Here is a 14091-nt window from a genome sequence, read left to right on the forward strand (position 1 = left end):
TGCGGCGCTTGGGCGGGGGACCGCCGACTCCTCTGGCTGTGATGCTCGTCATGTTTATACCCACAATTGCTGCGGCTTGACCGGCGCCCTCCCCGCCTTGTGAGCGGGCTGGGGCCGACGCGGCCGCCATCTGCCACTCCGGCCCTCTCGCGAAGGCCGGTTCCTGCGTCCTCCCTCCATCCGGGACGGCTGGCGCCGTCCCGGTGGCGGAGTTACATCTTGTAGCTGGCCTTCACGAAGTAGGCGCGGCCCACCGCGTCGGTGAAGCGCGGGTCATAGCCCTGGGGCGTGGTTTCGCCCTGATTGCTCCACGGCGGCAGTTGGTCGAACAGGTTCTTGATGCCGGCGGTGATGGTCAGCTTCTTGTCCAGCGCGTAGGAGCCGGACAGGTTCCAGGTGGAGTAAGGCTTGACCATGTGGCTGGGGTCGGAGTCGGTGTAGCCCGATTTGTAGTCCTGGGCCAGGATGCCGCTCCACGCGCCGTGCATCCAGTTCAGCGCCAGATTGTGCTGCCAGCGGAAGGTGGGGCCGCCGTTGACGTAGGCGCCCAGGTCGCTGAAGTAAGCGCCGCCCTTTTCATACTGGAAGCTGTGCTTGCTGATATAGGTGCCGTCCAGGTTCACCGTGAAGTCGCCGATGGTGGTGCGCGGCAGACGGTAGGAGAAGCCCAGATCGACGCCGGCGGCGCTGGTATTGCCCAGGTTGTCGGTGAGATCGGTCACGTACAGCAGATTGTTCTTCGAATCCCGGACAAAGAGGTTGGAATACTTGCCCGGGTTGGCGAAGATGGTCTGCTCGTTCAGCGAGCCTATGGTGTTCTGGATATTGGTCCACCAGAAGTCCACGCTGGTGGTCAGGTCCTTGACCGGTTCCAGCACCATGCCCACCGAGATCGACGAGGATTTTTCCGGCTGCAGGCTCTTGTTGCCGCCAGTCATCAGGTTTTGCTGAGTCTTGACGCAAGAGGAGGAACCGGCGCCGGGCTGGGGCACGCCGCCCGGGCACAATACCGGGTCGGTGTAGTTCTTGGCGGTCAGCTGCTGCTGGTTAGGCTGGTTGATGTCGTACAGCGAGGGCGCGCGGAAACCGGTGCTGGCCGAGGTGCGCAGCAGCACTTGCGGCACCGGCTGGTACTTCAGCGAGACCTTGGGGTTCACCGAGCTGCCGGAATCGCTGTAGTGGTCGTAGCGCACCGCCAGGTTGGCGTCCAGGTGCTTGATCACCGGGATGTCCAGTTCGCCGTACAAGGCCTGGGCATTGCGCTGGCCGCTGCCGTCGTTGGTCTTGGTCAGGCCGGTGCTCAGGGTGTCGGTGGACAGCGCATGGTTATAGGTGTGCTCGATGGTTTCACGGCGCGCCTCGGCGCCGATGGCCACCGCCAGCATGCCGGCCGGCAGTTGCAACACTTCCTTGCTGACCTTGAAGTCGGCGAGATCGAGCTTGGACTTGGCCTGCTCGATGCGGCCGCTGGACGAGAACGGCTTCCAGGCGGCCGGATCGGAGGAGCCCGGATCAAAACCGTTGTTCAGCGCGTTCTGCAGCTTGCTCTGGCTCAGGTAGCCGCCTTCCAGATCGTGGGTGACCTTGCTTTCCGAGTGGCCGAGGCCGGCGCGGTAGTCCCAGCCGGCGATCAGGCCTTCCAGGTTCATCTGCAGGCGCTGGGTGGTGGCGGTGGTGCTGTCCACGCGCGCGCCGGCCGGCACCGAACGGCCATAGACCGGGAACGGGCCGTCCGCCGGGTTCTGGCCCGGCGCGGTCGGCGAAGTCACGTCGCCGGAGAACGGCGTCGGCGCCACCCAGGTGGTGTTCTTGGTCTCGGTCACCAGGTATTGCAGCGACAGCTCGTGGTCGCCGATGCGGGTGGTGCCCTTGAGCACGCCGGTCTGCTGCTCGACCTCGGGCTGGATCGACGGGAACAGCGAATACAGTTGCGAGCAGGCGCCGCTGCCGTCCGGCGTCGAATACGGCGGCGCGCAATTGGGCGAGCCGGTGATCAGGTCGCCGCTGGGCAATAGGTAGTTGGGCGGAAAGCTGTTGACGCTGCGCTTGGTGCTGCTGGTGATCTGGGACGCGAAATCGCGCTGGGTGGCCATGATCTTGTTGGTCTTGTGATACTCGTAAGCACCGTAGATATTGAAACCGTCCTTGCCCAGATCGCCGTAGCCGTAGGACAGGTTGACGCTGCGCTCCTGGCCGCCGGAACGCTGCGGGGACAGGAACTCGCCGCCGATGGACAGGCCCTGCATGGTTTTCTTGGTGATGAAGTTGATCACGCCGCCGATGGCGTCGGTGCCGTAGATGGCGGAGGCGCCGTCGCGCACCACTTCGATGCGGTCTATCACCGTCAGCGGGATGGCGTTGAGGTCGACCGAGGTGCCGTCCATCGGCTGGTTCACGATGCGGCGGCCGTCCAGCAGGATCAGGGTGTACTGGTGGCCCAGGCCGCGCAGGCTGGCGTAGGACGCGCCGCCGGTGGAAGCGCCCACCGCGGCGTTGGCGCCCTGGGTGGACTGGTTGGCGGCCAGGCTGTTGACCACTTGCTCGACCGAGGTCATGCCCTGTTTGATCAGGTCATCGGTCTTGATGATGGTCATCGGGATCGCCTGCTCCTGCTTGATGGAGCGCTTGATGTTGGAACCGGTGATTTCCACTCGGTCCAGGGTGCCGCTATTGTCGTCCGCATGGGCCAGAGGCATGGCTCCGGCGCCGAGCATGGCGAGCGCCAGCGCGATTCTCTTCTTGCGATAGTTCATGATTCTCCAATCCCTTTGTGAGTTCATCCGGCCACTGACCTCGTCGGGTTTATGGCTCTTCGAGAGCATTCATGTGCTCATTTTTTGATCTGAACCGAAGGCGATTCGAGTGTGCGAATTAATCATGATTAGCGTCAATAAACTTTTCCCACGCCTCCCTTCTCAATCTTCAGAGCGAGTGGGCACTATGTTTGAAGCAATACTTCTTAACACCTCAAAACCGTTATTAAACAAGCGTCTAACCGGAACACGGAATCCAATATCCAAAAATTCCCATCGCATATTTAGAGCAGTCACTACAAAAGAGGGGCATGAAACCATGCCGAAATCATGTTGCTTTTTTGCAATCACGTTAAAAATCGTGGACTGTAAATACTTCTTATTTCCAGCTATTAGCCACTGTTACATGCGTAAACCTGATGGCAGCCATGAGTTATGCAAACAGCACTCTCCAACTGCGACACCGATGGCTAACATCGCCACCCAGCGTCCCCTGCCCAAAAGACCGGGCCGAGTGCCCTCCACGGGTCAAGGCATGCATGGCGCTCATGCCGCATCCCGGTCCATGAGCCTTGCCGGGCGGACGCAGCCAACAAAACGCCACAGTTCCACCCTGTCCTGATTGCCAATTTCAAAGTTTGCGATTGACCGCTTAAATGATAACGATTATCATTTCGGAAAATTAACCAGGAAGGGATGTCCAATGAATGCCATGCTTGTGGGAGCCGATACCCTCGGCAATATTCCGGATGTGTTGCGCGACTTCGGCATCAACATCCATCGTCATGTCAGTGGCCGCAACAGCTCGCATCAGCGCAAGGTGGACCGCCTGCCCGCCGGCACCGATCTGCTGATTCTGTTCACCGACTTTCTGGGCCACAACGTGATGCGCCATTTCCGCGAACTGGCCTCGGAAAACCAGATCCGCTTCATCGCCTGCCGCCGCTCGGTCTGTGCGCTTAAACAATCGCTCACCGGCGCCGGCCTCAGCGACAGCCAGTGCGCCACCTGCCCGCATCAGTGCGCGGCGGCCAAGGTCAGCAACAACGGCAAGCGCAAGCGCTGAGCCACACCCAGTTTTCTTCGCACCCTTGAAAATTCAAGCCGGCTCACGCCGGCTTCTTTTTGGCCGCGAACCGGCAAGCGCTATGCCGGCGCCAGCGCGGCCGCGCGTTGCTCGAACCAGGCTTTCAACTCGGCATCCTCGAACGCGGCCGCCAGCCGCCGCGCTTGCGCCCATGCTTGCTCCGCAGCCTCGTGTTGCTCCAGCCGACCGCAAGCCTTGACCAGCTCCAGCAACAGGAAGGCCTGGTCCACCGCTTCTTCGCCATGCGTGGCGATCAGATCCAGGCCCTGCCACGCCCAAATCCGCGCAGCCTCCCATTCCCTCAGGCCATTGGCCACCAGCGCTTGCAGATAACAGGCCCGCTCTTGCTGCAGCCAGCCGCCGGCGCGCGCCCACAGCTGACGGGCCAACGCCGCGCCCTCGCGCAGCGCGTCGGCTTCGTCCGCGGCCAACACCGACAAATCACGCTCCAGCAAGCCGGACAACACATTGCTCAAGGCGGCCGCCAACATCGCGTCGGCGGCGCCCGCCTCCGTGGCCGCAGTCATCGGCAGCAGAACCCGCAAGCGCTGATAGGCCGCGCCCGATGCCAACGACGGCGCCAGATGCTGCAAGGCGGCCAACGCTATCGCCAATTCGGCGGCGGGCGGCGGCACGGCCAACGCTACGGCCAAGCATCGGCCCAGTTCCCGCGCCTCCTGATCCGCGCCGGCCTCGCCGGCCGCCACCGCCTGATTGCGCAACTGCTTGGCCGATGGCGCCGCGGACGGCAGCTGGCGCTGCAAGCCCCAGGCGGCGAGCCAATCGCCAAGCGTCTCGCCCAGCACGTGGTTGATCAGCCAGCTCAGGCTGGCCAATTGCTCGGCGTCCAGCTCCGCCGCTGTCGCGGCCAGCTGGCGCAGGCTCGCGGCGGCGGCATGCGCATCGTTGTCATGTTCGCGGATCAGGGTTTGCAGCAGCGCACTGGCGGACATAGATAGGCTCCTCGGCTCAATGGGTCACGCCAAATAATGACAAATGACTCACCAGGAGCCAAGAAAAAACCGCCCGTGGCCGGTTTGCGCGCCCTTGCCCGGCTTATTCGCCGCGGCCGGCCCGACGCGCGGCCTCTCCCAGCAACTTGAGCTGTTGCGAGAAATTGCGGCAATTGCCGCACATGAACAGGTGTACGCGCAGGCGCACGTATTCCCATTGGCTCAAGGAACGGTCCTGCGAGGCCGAAATCAGACGGCTGGCCTGACGACAACTCAACTTCATACGCTAGCCTCCCGGCTCCAGCGAATTGAAAAACATTCCCGCAAGCTCATGCGGGCGCGATACAACAGCACAGAACAGTTGGTCGCGGTGATCTCCAGATTATTACAGATCTCCGCGATCTCCATGCCCATCACCTCGCGCATCACGAATACCATCGCGGTGCGGCGCGGCATCACTTCCGAGCATTGCTCGAACACCTCCCAGAACTGACGCGACACCAGCGATTGCTCCGGGCCGCTCCAGGCCTTGACCGGTTCGCGCCAGTGGCCGTCGCGGCTGAACAGGCCGTCGAAGTCGCCATCGTCCGCCTCGTCCTCCAGCGATTCGAACAGCTTCTCCTTGCCCTTGCGGCGCAAGGCGTCGATCAGCTTGAAACGCAGGATGGAAGTCAGCCAGGTGCGCAGCGTGGATTTGCCGCTGAAGGAGGCGCGCGATTCCAGCGCCGCCAGCAGCGTTTCCTGCACCGCCTCGTCGGCGGCGTCCCTTTCGCGCAGCTGCGCCAGCGCGTAGCGGAACAGATACGGCCGTTCCGCTTCTATGTCTCGGTCTTCTATCATTCGCTATCCACTTTCTTAGAGTCTGTTTACGATCTCGCGAGCTAAAGCGAGACAAGGCGAAAACAGCTGAGAAAGCGGAGTGTACACACGGTACATGAGCATTTCGAAGTTGTACTCACCGTGTAACGCTCCACGACACGCAGCAGATCGTAAACAGGCTCTTACCGCTCATTCGCGACAGAAGTCCACCGCCTGATCCAGGCGCTCCACCGCGATCACCTGCAGTCCGTCTATCGGCTGGCGCGGCCGGTTGGCCTGCGGCACGATGGCGCGGGTGAAACCCAGCTTGGCTGCCTCTTTCAGGCGCTCCTGGCCGCGCGCCACCGGGCGCACCTCGCCGGCCAGGCCCACTTCGCCGAACACCACCAGTTTTTCCGGCAAGGCCTTGTTGCGTAGCGAGGACACCATGGCCAGGATGATGGCCAGGTCGGCCGCCGGCTCGTTGATCTTGACCCCGCCCACCGCGTTGAGGAACACATCCTGATCGAAGCAGGCGACGCCGCCGTGACGATGCAACACCGCCAGCAGCATGGCCAGCCGGTTCTGCTCCAGGCCCACGGTCAGCCGCTTGGGCTGGAAACCGTGGCAGTCATCCACCAGCGCCTGAATCTCCACCAGCAGCGGTCGGCTGCCCTCCTGGGTGACCAGCACGCAGGAGCCGGCCACATCGTCGCGATAGGACGACAGGAAGATGGCCGAGGGATTGGACACGCCCTTGAGACCGCGATCGGTCATCACGAACACGCCCAGCTCGTTGACCGCGCCGAAGCGGTTCTTGATCGCGCGTATCATCCGGTAGTTGGAGTGGGAATCGCCCTCGAAATACAGCACGGTGTCCACCATGTGCTCCAGCACGCGCGGGCCGGCCAGCGAGCCTTCCTTGGTGACATGGCCCACCAGCAGAATGGTGATGCCGGTCTGCTTGGCCATGCGCGTCAGCTGCGCCGCGCATTCGCGCACCTGGGACACCGAGCCGGGCGCCGAGGTGACCTGATCGGTGTACAAGGTCTGGATCGAGTCGATCACCGCCACTTCCGGCTGCTCGCGCTTCAGCGTTTCCAGGATGGCCTCCAGGCGGATTTCCGCCAGCAGGTCCACCCGGTCGGTGACCACCGACAAGCGGGTCGCACGCAGTGCGATCTGCTGCGGCGATTCCTCGCCGGACACATACAGCACCTTGCGGCGCGCGCCGATCTCGGACAGCGCCTGCAGCAGTAGCGTGGATTTGCCGATGCCGGGATCGCCGCCGATCAGAATCACCGCGCCGCGCACCACGCCGCCGCCCAGCACCCGGTCCAGCTCCTCGATGCCGGACGGATCGCGCGGCACTTCCTCGGCCTGCACATCGGACAGCTTCTGCACCTGGGTGGCGCTGTCACTCCAGGACTGAAAGCGCGCGTTCGCCGCCGGCGCGGCTTGCACCGCCTCGGTCAGCGTGTTCCAGGCATTGCAATGCGGGCACTGGCCCTGCCATTTCGGCGTTTGGCCGCCGCACTCGGCACAACTGAAAACGGTTTTGATTTTTGCCATCAGGGAAAACGGGAAGGGGAATCAGCTGTGCGAACCAGGCGCGCCGCTGTTCTTGTTGAGTTCATTGATGATGTTGAGCAGCCGTTTTTGCTCCGGCTCGGCGCCGGAGGCCGACTTGGACTTTCCGCCGCCCTCGCCGGCCGGCTTGTTGCGTATCGCCGCCAGCACCGCCTCCACTTGTGGATCGGTGCGCGCCGCGCGCTCGGCCTCTTCGTTGCTCAAGGGCTTGGGGCCGGAGGGCACGGCGTTGGCACTGGATTTTTCCATCGGCGCGGACGCGGCGCCGTGGCCGCTGGCGGTGGGCGCCGGCATTCCTGCCGGCGACGAGGCCTCCCGTGGCGGCTCCATGGTGTCCAGCTTGTTCTTGGCCATGTATTCGTTCATCTCGCGCCAGCCGGCGTAGATCGCCGCCTTGTCGGCTTCGGGGTTGCGCAGATAGCACTCTTCCAGCGAACGCCCGGTCTGGCGACAGGCCGCGCCTATCGCCTTGTTGGCGTCCTTGGTCAAACCGGTGACGTTGCCCACCCAGTTGCAGCCGGCCAGCGCCAGCAGCAACGGCAACCACAGCCATCGCCGTATGCTCATGCCTACCCCTTCCCTTCAAGCGCGCCGGGCGCGCAGATCCAATTCCACGATCTCGCCGCTGCGCCCCTGGCTCGCCGGCCCCAGCCAGTACAGCAGATGCGGCATCAGGTCCGCCAGATCGCCGCGCTCGGACTTGTCCTCGCCCGGATGGGTGCGGTTGCGCTGCGGCGAATTCACCGGCCCCGGAATCAGCTGGTTGACGCGCAGCTGCGGATAAACATCCCATTCATTGGCCGCCACCTGGGTCAGATAATTGAGCCCGGCCTTGGACGCGCCGAAACCGCCCCAGTACGGCGCCGGGTGCAGCGCGTGGGTTTCGCCGACGAACAAGACCGCGGCGTCCGGAGATTCCTTCAACAGCGGCAGGCAGGCGCGGCTCAGCGCGAACGGCGCCACGGTATTGATCCGGTACTGGTCCATCCACTCTTCCACCGTCTGATTGGACAGCGGCGATAGCGCGTAAAAATGCGAAGCGCAGTGCAGGATGCCGTCCAGGCGCCCCAGTTCGCGCTTGATCATCATCGCCAGATTGTTGAAATCTCCCTCCGCCGCCTTCAGCAGGTCCAGCGGCACCGCCGCCGGCTCCGGCCCGCCGGCGGCCGCTATTTCATCGTAGACCTTCTCCAGGCCTTTGACGCTGCGCGCCAGCAATACCACGGTGGCGCCATGGCGCGCCAGCGTCAGCGCGGCCTCGCGGCCTATGCCCTGAGTGGCGCCGGTGACCAGCACCACGCGGTCCTTGAATGCGTTAGAGGCGATATCTGTCGTCATTTTTTTCGCTATCTTGTAATCAGGCTCGGCGGCGGCGCTCACGCGGCGCGGCCGGTTCACAGTCTTGCAATCACCGCGCGGGCGGCAGCCACGCCGCTCCGCACGGCCCCCTCCAAAGTGGCAGGATATTCAGCATGCGTCCAATCTCCCGCCAAATAAAGCGATTGTACCGGGCTTGGCTGCGGCGGTCGCCTCATATCGACCAAACTGGCAAAAGTGGCCCGTTTCTCCGTCAGCACCCGGAAACCAAGCATTGGGCCGGCCCGCGGGTCCAGCCGGCGCACCTCGGCCTCCACCAGAGCAGCCAGTTCCTCCTGCGCAAGCGCGTCCAGATGCTGCGGCGCGCTCATCACCGCGGCCACCCAGCCGGTCTCGCCCATCAGCGCGCCGCGGTCGAACAGCCAGTCGCCGACCCCGCCGCTGTAGGCGCACATCGGCGCCGGCAAGCGCAGCGGTCTGTCAAACTGCAGGTATACGGTATAGATAGGCCAGTAACGATAAGCCTCGGTCAGCTGGCGCAGCGCTGGCTCCGCCGTCAGTTCCGCCGCGTGATACGGCGCCACCGCCAGGATGGCGGCATCGAAACGCTCGCCGTCCACGCTCACCCCCGCTGAATCCGTCGCGACGCCGCGCACGCGCCGACCGGCGCGCAAATCCGCGCCGCGCGCCGCCAGCCATTGCCAGGCCGGATCGGGAAACAGCGCCGACAAATCCACTCGCGGCAGCAACAGGTCGCTGGCGGCGCGGTCCGCGCCCAGGCTGTCGCGCAGCACCGCGGCCAGCACTCGCATCGATGCCAGTTCCAGCGGCGTATTCAGCCCGGACAGCACCAGCGGCCGCCAGAACTCGCGGATCAGCGTCTCCGACTGCCCCTGCTCCGCCAGCCATTGCGCCACCGCGCAATCCGGCTCCACCCGCCAGGCTTGCCGTTTCAAACGCTGCAAGGCCAGCGCCAGCCGGCCCTTGTCGCGCCAGCTTATGCCGCGCGCCGTCAACAGACCGACTGCCAGATGCAGCGGCGCCGGCAAGCGCGGGCAGCTCAGGCTGATGCCGCCCTGGCGTTGCCAGCGCATCGGTAGGCGTAGCAAGGCCTGGCGCTCGTCCACGCCCACCGCGGCCATCAGCCGCAGGCATTCGCGATACGCGCCGATCAGGATGTGCTGGCCATTGTCCAGCCGGCTGCCGGGCACGCCGATGCGGCGCGCGCGACCGCCCGGCTCGCGGCCGGCCTCGAACACCGTCAGCTGCGCCCGTCCGGCCAGTTCCACCGCGGCGGCGAGGCCGGCCCAGCCGGCGCCGATCACGGCGATGCGCGGCCCGCTCATGCGCGGCTCACGGCCGGTAGCCGAAGGTCCAGGTTTTCCATGCCAGCCACAACTTGCGGATGGGGGTCAGCGACAGGCGCTGATTAAGTACCTTGGCCGGCCCGTCCAACTTGATTTCCTCCAGCGTCGCGCGGTAGATCGCCGCCATCAGCAGGCCGGGGCGCTGCGCCTTGCGGTCCGCCGCCGGCAGCAGCTCCCAGGCCTGGCGATAGTATTGCTGCGCGCGCTCGATCTGGAACTCCATCAGCGCCTTGAACGCCGCGCTCTCTTCGTAATGCAGGATGTCCATCGCCGGGCAGTTGAAGCGCTGCAGCTCCTCCATCGGCAGATAGATGCGGTCGCGGCGCGCGTCCTCGCCCACGTCGCGGATGATATTGGTCAATTGGAAGGCGATGCCCAGCTCATGCGCGTATTCCAGCGTTTTCTCGTCGCTGTGGCCGAAGATGCGCGCCGCCAGTTGGCCCACCACGCCGGCAACGTGGTGGCAATAGCGCAGCAAGTCCTGGAAGCGCTGGTAGCGCACCATGCTCAGGTCCATCTCCATGCCGTCTATGATCTCCTCCAACTCGCGCTGCGGCAGGCCGAAGGCTCCCACATGCGGCTGCAGCGCCTGCATCACCGGGTGTTCCGACCCGCCCTGGTAGAGCTTGGCCACCTCGCCGCGCCACCAGGCCAGCTTGGCGCGAGCCACGCCGGGATCGTGGCATTCGTCCACCACGTCGTCCACCTCGCGGCAGAAGGCGTACAGCGCGGTAATCGCGCGGCGCCGCGGCTCCGGCAGGAAGCGGAAGCTATAGTAGAAGCTGGAACCGCTGGCCGCGGCCTTGTCTTCGCAATACTGATCAGGCGTCACGCGCCACTCCTGTCCAAGCGGCGGCGGTCCCGGCGGACCGCCATCCGTCAATATTCTTCATCATCGCGCCGCGGCGCTCATTTCGCGCGCAGCGCGCGCCACGACATATAGATCCAGTCGCGCCAGTTCAGCACCGGGCGCCGGCGGAACACATCGCCGCCGGAGTCGTGCAGCTTCTTCAGGATGCGCTCGCCGCCCAGGATGATCAGTCGCAGTTCCAGCCCCATCCTGCCCTTCAGCACTTTGCCCAGCGGCGCGCCGGCCTGCAACATCTTGCGCGCGCGCTCGATCTGGGCGCGCATCATCGGCTGCCACAAGCCGCCGGCGTCGCGCGCGGCGATCTGCGCCTCGCTCACGCCGAAGCGCTGCAAATCCTGCCCCGGCAGATAGACCCGGCCCTTGCGCCAGTCCAGCTCCACATCCTGCAGAAAGTTGATCAATTGCAAGGCCGTGCAGATGCCGTCCGACATCGCCAGCGAGCGGCGGTCGCCCTCGCCGTACAAGGCCAGCATCAGCCGCCCCACCGGATTGGCCGAACGGCGGCAATAATCGGCGAGTTCGCCGAAATCGCGATAGCGGGTGGTGACCACGTCCTGACGGAAAGCCGACAGCAGATCATGAAACGGCTGCAAATCCAGGCCATGCTCGGCCACCGCCGCCGCCAGCTCGCGCATCATCGGCATTTCCGGCGGCTGGCCGGCGCCTATGCGCGCCAGTTCCGCGCCCAGGAAGTCCAGCTCCGCCAGGCGCTGCTGCGGCGTGTTGTCGCCCTCGTCCGCCACATCGTCGGCATAGCGCGCGAAGCGGTAGATCGCATGCACCGCGCGGCGTATCCGGCGCGGCAGCAGAATGGAGCCCACCGGAAAGTTTTCGTAATGCCCTACCGACATCGGCTTGCTTCCTGTTGAATGGCTGGCGAACTGACGATTATAACCGAGCCCCCGGCGGGCTCCTATGCCGCCGGCTGCGCCGCCCCCGGAAAATTATCCAAAAAAAATGGCGCCGGCTATTTACAAGGATCGGAGCCTGCCATATACTGCGCAGCACTGTGAAACGCAGCCGGTGCGGGGGTATAGCTCAGTTGGGAGAGCGCTTGCATGGCATGCAAGAGGTCAGCGGTTCGATCCCGCTTACCTCCACCAAAAAAACTGCGAATCACGATTGCGCCAGATCATGCAGCTGGCGGCGAAACCAGCCGATTCTACGCGAATCGGCTTTTTTGCGTTCATCCCTGTCCTTTCCTTGCTTGCTTTTTCCCCCGCGCCGCAAAAAACTTGAAGAGCCACCACCCTCAAGCCCCGCCACCATGCCGCGTTTTCGTCTTTGCCTCTTGCTTGCGCTGTTTTGCGCCTTTGCCGCCGCCGCGCCGTCGCCGGACAGTGTCCGCCTGTGCACCGAGGACATGGAGTCCCCGCCGTGGCGGCGGCTGAATGGCCCCAGCCTGAGCCTGCTGATGCTCAAAGCCGCGGCCCGCACCGCCAAGGTCAAACTGGAAATCCAACAGATGGCCTGGACCCGCTGCCTGAGCGAGGTGCAGAACAATCAGCTCGACGGGCTGTTCGAAATCAGCTTCAAGCCGGAGCGGCTCGTCATCGGCGTCTTTCCAATGAAGGGCGACGCCGCCGACCCGGCGCTGCGCATGCATACCGACGGCTATAGCCTGTACCGGCTAAAAGGTTCGAAACTGGGCTGGGATGGCCAGCGCCTCAGCAATGTCGACGCCGCCATCGGCGCCCAAACCGGCTTCTCGGTGATTGCCCAGCTCCTGGCGCTGGGCGCGCAAGTCGACGACAGCTCGCGCGACCCCGAGCAGAACCTGAACAAGCTGCTGGCGCGCCGTCTCAGCGGCGTGGCCTTGCCGACCCTGGCTGGCGACAGCCTGCTGGCTGGCAACCATGCCTACCGGGACCAGATAGAGAAAGTCGGCCCGGACCTGGTCTCCAAACCTTATTACCTGATTTTTTCCCATGCTTTCGCCGACAGCAGGCCTCAACTGACGCGCCAGCTGTGGGACGCCATCGCCCAGACCCGGGAAACGCCCGACTACCGCAAGGCGCTGCAGGACGCGCTGCGCCGACTCAAGCACTGAAGCCGGCGGTGTTGCGCCGGGCCTATCCCAAATCGGCAAAGCCCGAGGCCGGCGCTTGCCGCGCCCGCTGGATGCTGCCAGCCTGCTCCAAGACCTCGCGCGGCCAGCGCGTGCACACCAAAACCGCCGCCACTTCACCGGAGCCCGCCATGCCGCCGCGCACCGCCTTTTTCTTCGACGAACTCTGCCTGTGGCACAGCGCCGAGCAACACGCACAAATCCTGCCGGTGGGCGGCTGGGTGCAGCCGCCTTCCGGCGGCGGCCACGCAGAATCGCCGGACAGCAAGCGCCGCTTGAAAAGTCTGATGGACGTGTCCGGTCTCAGCGCCCGGCTGCAAGTGCGCAGCGCGCCGCCGCTGGATGAGGATGATCTGCTGCGCGTGCACACACCCGCCTATCTACAACGCTTCCAGGCGCTCAGCGACGCCGGCGGCGGCATCCTGGGCCAGCAAGCGCCGATTGGCCCTGGCAGTTATGAAATCGCCAAGCTGTCCGCCGGCCTGTGTTGGGCGGCGGTGGACGCCCTGCTCAGCGGCGAGGCGGACAAGAGCTATGCCTTGTCGCGTCCGCCCGGCCACCATTGCCTGGCGGACGCTGCAATGGGTTTCTGCTTTCTGGCCAACGCCGCCCTCGCCGCCGAATTGGCCATCGCCCGCCACGGCCTGCGCCGCGTCGCCATCGTCGACTGGGATGTGCATCACGGCAATGGCAGCCAATCCATTTTCTATCGCCGCGGCGATGTGCTGACCATCTCCCTGCATCAGGATGGCTGTTACCCACCCGGCTATGGCGGCGCCGACGACCGCGGCGAGGGCGAAGGCCTGGGCGCCAACCTCAACATCCCGCTGCTGCCCGGCGGCGGCCACCAGGCCTATCTGGACGCGATGCGGCTATTGGTTCTGCCGGCGCTGCGCCGCTTTCAGCCGGAGCTGATCATCGTCGCCTGCGGCTATGACGCCAATGCGCTGGATCCATTGGCGCGGATGCAGGCGCATAGCGACACCTTCCGCGCGCTGACCACGCAGTTGGTCGAATACGCCGATGCCGCAGCCGGCGGCCGCCTGGCCATGCTGCACGAGGGCGGTTATTCCGAAGCCTATGTGCCCTTCTGCGGCCTGGCCGCGCTGGAAGCGCTGTCCGGCGTCCGCACCCCGGTGGAGGATCCGCTGCTGGAGCTGGTCGTCGCGCAACAGCCGGGCGCGGCGATGCGCGACCTGCAAACGCGGCAGTTGCAGGCGCAGGCCGAACGCCACGGCCTTTAAGCCGCGGGCATCAAGACCCCCGCGCCTGTTATCCGCCAACCAA

14 protein-coding genes and 1 tRNA gene are annotated in these 14091 nt (G+C 64.8%); 4 read left to right on the top strand and 11 right to left on the bottom strand.

Translation table 11 applies throughout. The features are described 5' to 3' along the window. Positions 1-212: 212 nt before the first annotated feature. Positions 213-2753, bottom strand: coding sequence for a TonB-dependent receptor (locus ACE3QM_RS16025; RefSeq protein WP_374423266.1), 2541 nt, complete (start codon positions 2751-2753; stop codon positions 213-215). 703 nt (positions 2754-3456) lie between these two features. Between ACE3QM_RS16025 and ACE3QM_RS16030 the strand changes: the two genes are divergently transcribed. Beyond that, positions 3457-3819, top strand: coding sequence for a DUF2325 domain-containing protein (locus ACE3QM_RS16030; RefSeq protein WP_048409767.1), 363 nt, complete (start codon positions 3457-3459; stop codon positions 3817-3819). Between the two features lie 80 nt (positions 3820-3899). Here the strand turns inward: ACE3QM_RS16030 and ACE3QM_RS16035 are convergent, their stop codons facing one another. The 9 genes from ACE3QM_RS16035 to hpnC form a co-directional block, all read right to left on the bottom strand. Then, on the bottom strand, positions 3900-4793 hold the full coding sequence (locus tag ACE3QM_RS16035) for a hypothetical protein (RefSeq protein WP_374423269.1): 894 nt from the start codon (positions 4791-4793) through the stop codon (positions 3900-3902). Positions 4794-4896: 103 nt separating this feature from the next. Continuing rightward, positions 4897-5076 (bottom strand): zf-HC2 domain-containing protein, encoded by a 180-nt coding sequence (locus ACE3QM_RS16040; RefSeq protein ID WP_048409765.1) that lies wholly within the window; start codon positions 5074-5076, stop codon positions 4897-4899. Further along, positions 5073-5633, bottom strand: coding sequence for a sigma-70 family RNA polymerase sigma factor (locus ACE3QM_RS16045; RefSeq protein WP_048409764.1), 561 nt, complete (start codon positions 5631-5633; stop codon positions 5073-5075). The genes ACE3QM_RS16040 and ACE3QM_RS16045 overlap by 4 nt, the downstream gene beginning before the upstream one ends. A 168-nt stretch (positions 5634-5801) precedes the next feature. Then, the gene (radA, locus tag ACE3QM_RS16050; RefSeq protein ID WP_048409763.1) at positions 5802-7163 is read right to left on the bottom strand and encodes a DNA repair protein RadA; all 1362 of its coding nucleotides are present in this window, start codon (positions 7161-7163) and stop codon (positions 5802-5804) included. 21 nt (positions 7164-7184) lie between these two features. Beyond that, positions 7185-7748, bottom strand: a complete 564-nt coding sequence (locus tag ACE3QM_RS16055; RefSeq protein ID WP_374423272.1) for a hypothetical protein — start codon at positions 7746-7748, stop codon at positions 7185-7187. Positions 7749-7763: 15 nt separating this feature from the next. Continuing rightward, on the bottom strand, positions 7764-8519 hold the full coding sequence (locus tag ACE3QM_RS16060; protein ID WP_231465063.1) for an SDR family oxidoreductase: 756 nt from the start codon (positions 8517-8519) through the stop codon (positions 7764-7766). 56 nt (positions 8520-8575) lie between these two features. Next, the gene (gene hpnE / locus ACE3QM_RS16065) at positions 8576-9844 is read right to left on the bottom strand and encodes a hydroxysqualene dehydroxylase HpnE (RefSeq protein WP_374423275.1); all 1269 of its coding nucleotides are present in this window, start codon (positions 9842-9844) and stop codon (positions 8576-8578) included. A 7-nt stretch (positions 9845-9851) separates the two neighbouring features. Continuing rightward, positions 9852-10697, bottom strand: coding sequence for a presqualene diphosphate synthase HpnD (gene hpnD, locus ACE3QM_RS16070; RefSeq protein WP_374423277.1), 846 nt, complete (start codon positions 10695-10697; stop codon positions 9852-9854). Positions 10698-10774: 77 nt separating this feature from the next. Next, positions 10775-11587 (bottom strand): squalene synthase HpnC, encoded by an 813-nt coding sequence (gene hpnC / locus ACE3QM_RS16075; RefSeq protein WP_374423278.1) that lies wholly within the window; start codon positions 11585-11587, stop codon positions 10775-10777. A gap of 176 nt (positions 11588-11763) precedes the next feature. On the opposite strand from hpnC, the gene ACE3QM_RS16080 reads away from it, so the two are divergent. Next, positions 11764-11839 (top strand) — tRNA-Ala (locus ACE3QM_RS16080). A gap of 13 nt (positions 11840-11852) precedes the next feature. Here ACE3QM_RS16080 and ACE3QM_RS16085 read toward each other — a convergent pair. After that, on the bottom strand, positions 11853-12101 hold the full coding sequence (locus tag ACE3QM_RS16085) for a hypothetical protein (RefSeq protein WP_374423280.1): 249 nt from the start codon (positions 12099-12101) through the stop codon (positions 11853-11855). On the opposite strand from ACE3QM_RS16085, the gene ACE3QM_RS16090 reads away from it, so the two are divergent. Continuing rightward, positions 12100-12786, top strand: a complete 687-nt coding sequence (locus tag ACE3QM_RS16090; protein WP_231463517.1) for an ABC transporter substrate-binding protein — start codon at positions 12100-12102, stop codon at positions 12784-12786. The two genes, ACE3QM_RS16085 and ACE3QM_RS16090, sit on opposite strands and share 2 nt — an antisense overlap. A 149-nt stretch (positions 12787-12935) precedes the next feature. Then, positions 12936-14048: a class II histone deacetylase gene (locus ACE3QM_RS16095; protein ID WP_374423282.1), complete on the top strand. Its 1113-nt coding sequence runs from the start codon at positions 12936-12938 to the stop codon at positions 14046-14048. Positions 14049-14091: the final 43 nt, after the last annotated feature.

Source organism: Chromobacterium sp. (genome assembly GCF_041912965.1).
GTDB classification, from domain to species: Bacteria; Pseudomonadota; Gammaproteobacteria; order Burkholderiales; family Chromobacteriaceae; genus Chromobacterium; species Chromobacterium aquaticum.

What these genes read in the sequence shown, in the direction of transcription:
- ACE3QM_RS16025 (WP_374423266.1), bottom strand. Translation starts at nt 2,753, where the DNA reads ATGAACTATCGCAAGAAGAGAATCGCGCTGGCGCTCGCCATGCTCGGC.
- ACE3QM_RS16030 (WP_048409767.1), top strand. Translation starts at nt 3,457, where the DNA reads ATGAATGCCATGCTTGTGGGAGCCGATACCCTCGGCAATATTCCGGAT.
- ACE3QM_RS16035 (WP_374423269.1), bottom strand. Translation starts at nt 4,793, where the DNA reads ATGTCCGCCAGTGCGCTGCTGCAAACCCTGATCCGCGAACATGACAAC.
- ACE3QM_RS16040 (WP_048409765.1), bottom strand. Translation starts at nt 5,076, where the DNA reads ATGAAGTTGAGTTGTCGTCAGGCCAGCCGTCTGATTTCGGCCTCGCAG.
- ACE3QM_RS16045 (WP_048409764.1), bottom strand. Translation starts at nt 5,633, where the DNA reads ATGATAGAAGACCGAGACATAGAAGCGGAACGGCCGTATCTGTTCCGC.
- radA (WP_048409763.1), bottom strand. Translation starts at nt 7,163, where the DNA reads ATGGCAAAAATCAAAACCGTTTTCAGTTGTGCCGAGTGCGGCGGCCAA.
- ACE3QM_RS16055 (WP_374423272.1), bottom strand. Translation starts at nt 7,748, where the DNA reads ATGAGCATACGGCGATGGCTGTGGTTGCCGTTGCTGCTGGCGCTGGCC.
- ACE3QM_RS16060 (WP_231465063.1), bottom strand. Translation starts at nt 8,519, where the DNA reads ATGACGACAGATATCGCCTCTAACGCATTCAAGGACCGCGTGGTGCTG.
- hpnE (WP_374423275.1), bottom strand. Translation starts at nt 9,844, where the DNA reads ATGAGCGGGCCGCGCATCGCCGTGATCGGCGCCGGCTGGGCCGGCCTC.
- hpnC (WP_374423278.1), bottom strand. Translation starts at nt 11,587, where the DNA reads ATGTCGGTAGGGCATTACGAAAACTTTCCGGTGGGCTCCATTCTGCTG.
- ACE3QM_RS16090 (WP_231463517.1), top strand. Translation starts at nt 12,100, where the DNA reads ATGGAGTCCCCGCCGTGGCGGCGGCTGAATGGCCCCAGCCTGAGCCTG.
- ACE3QM_RS16085 (WP_374423280.1), bottom strand. Translation starts at nt 12,101, where the DNA reads ATGTCCTCGGTGCACAGGCGGACACTGTCCGGCGACGGCGCGGCGGCG.
- ACE3QM_RS16095 (WP_374423282.1), top strand. Translation starts at nt 12,936, where the DNA reads ATGCCGCCGCGCACCGCCTTTTTCTTCGACGAACTCTGCCTGTGGCAC.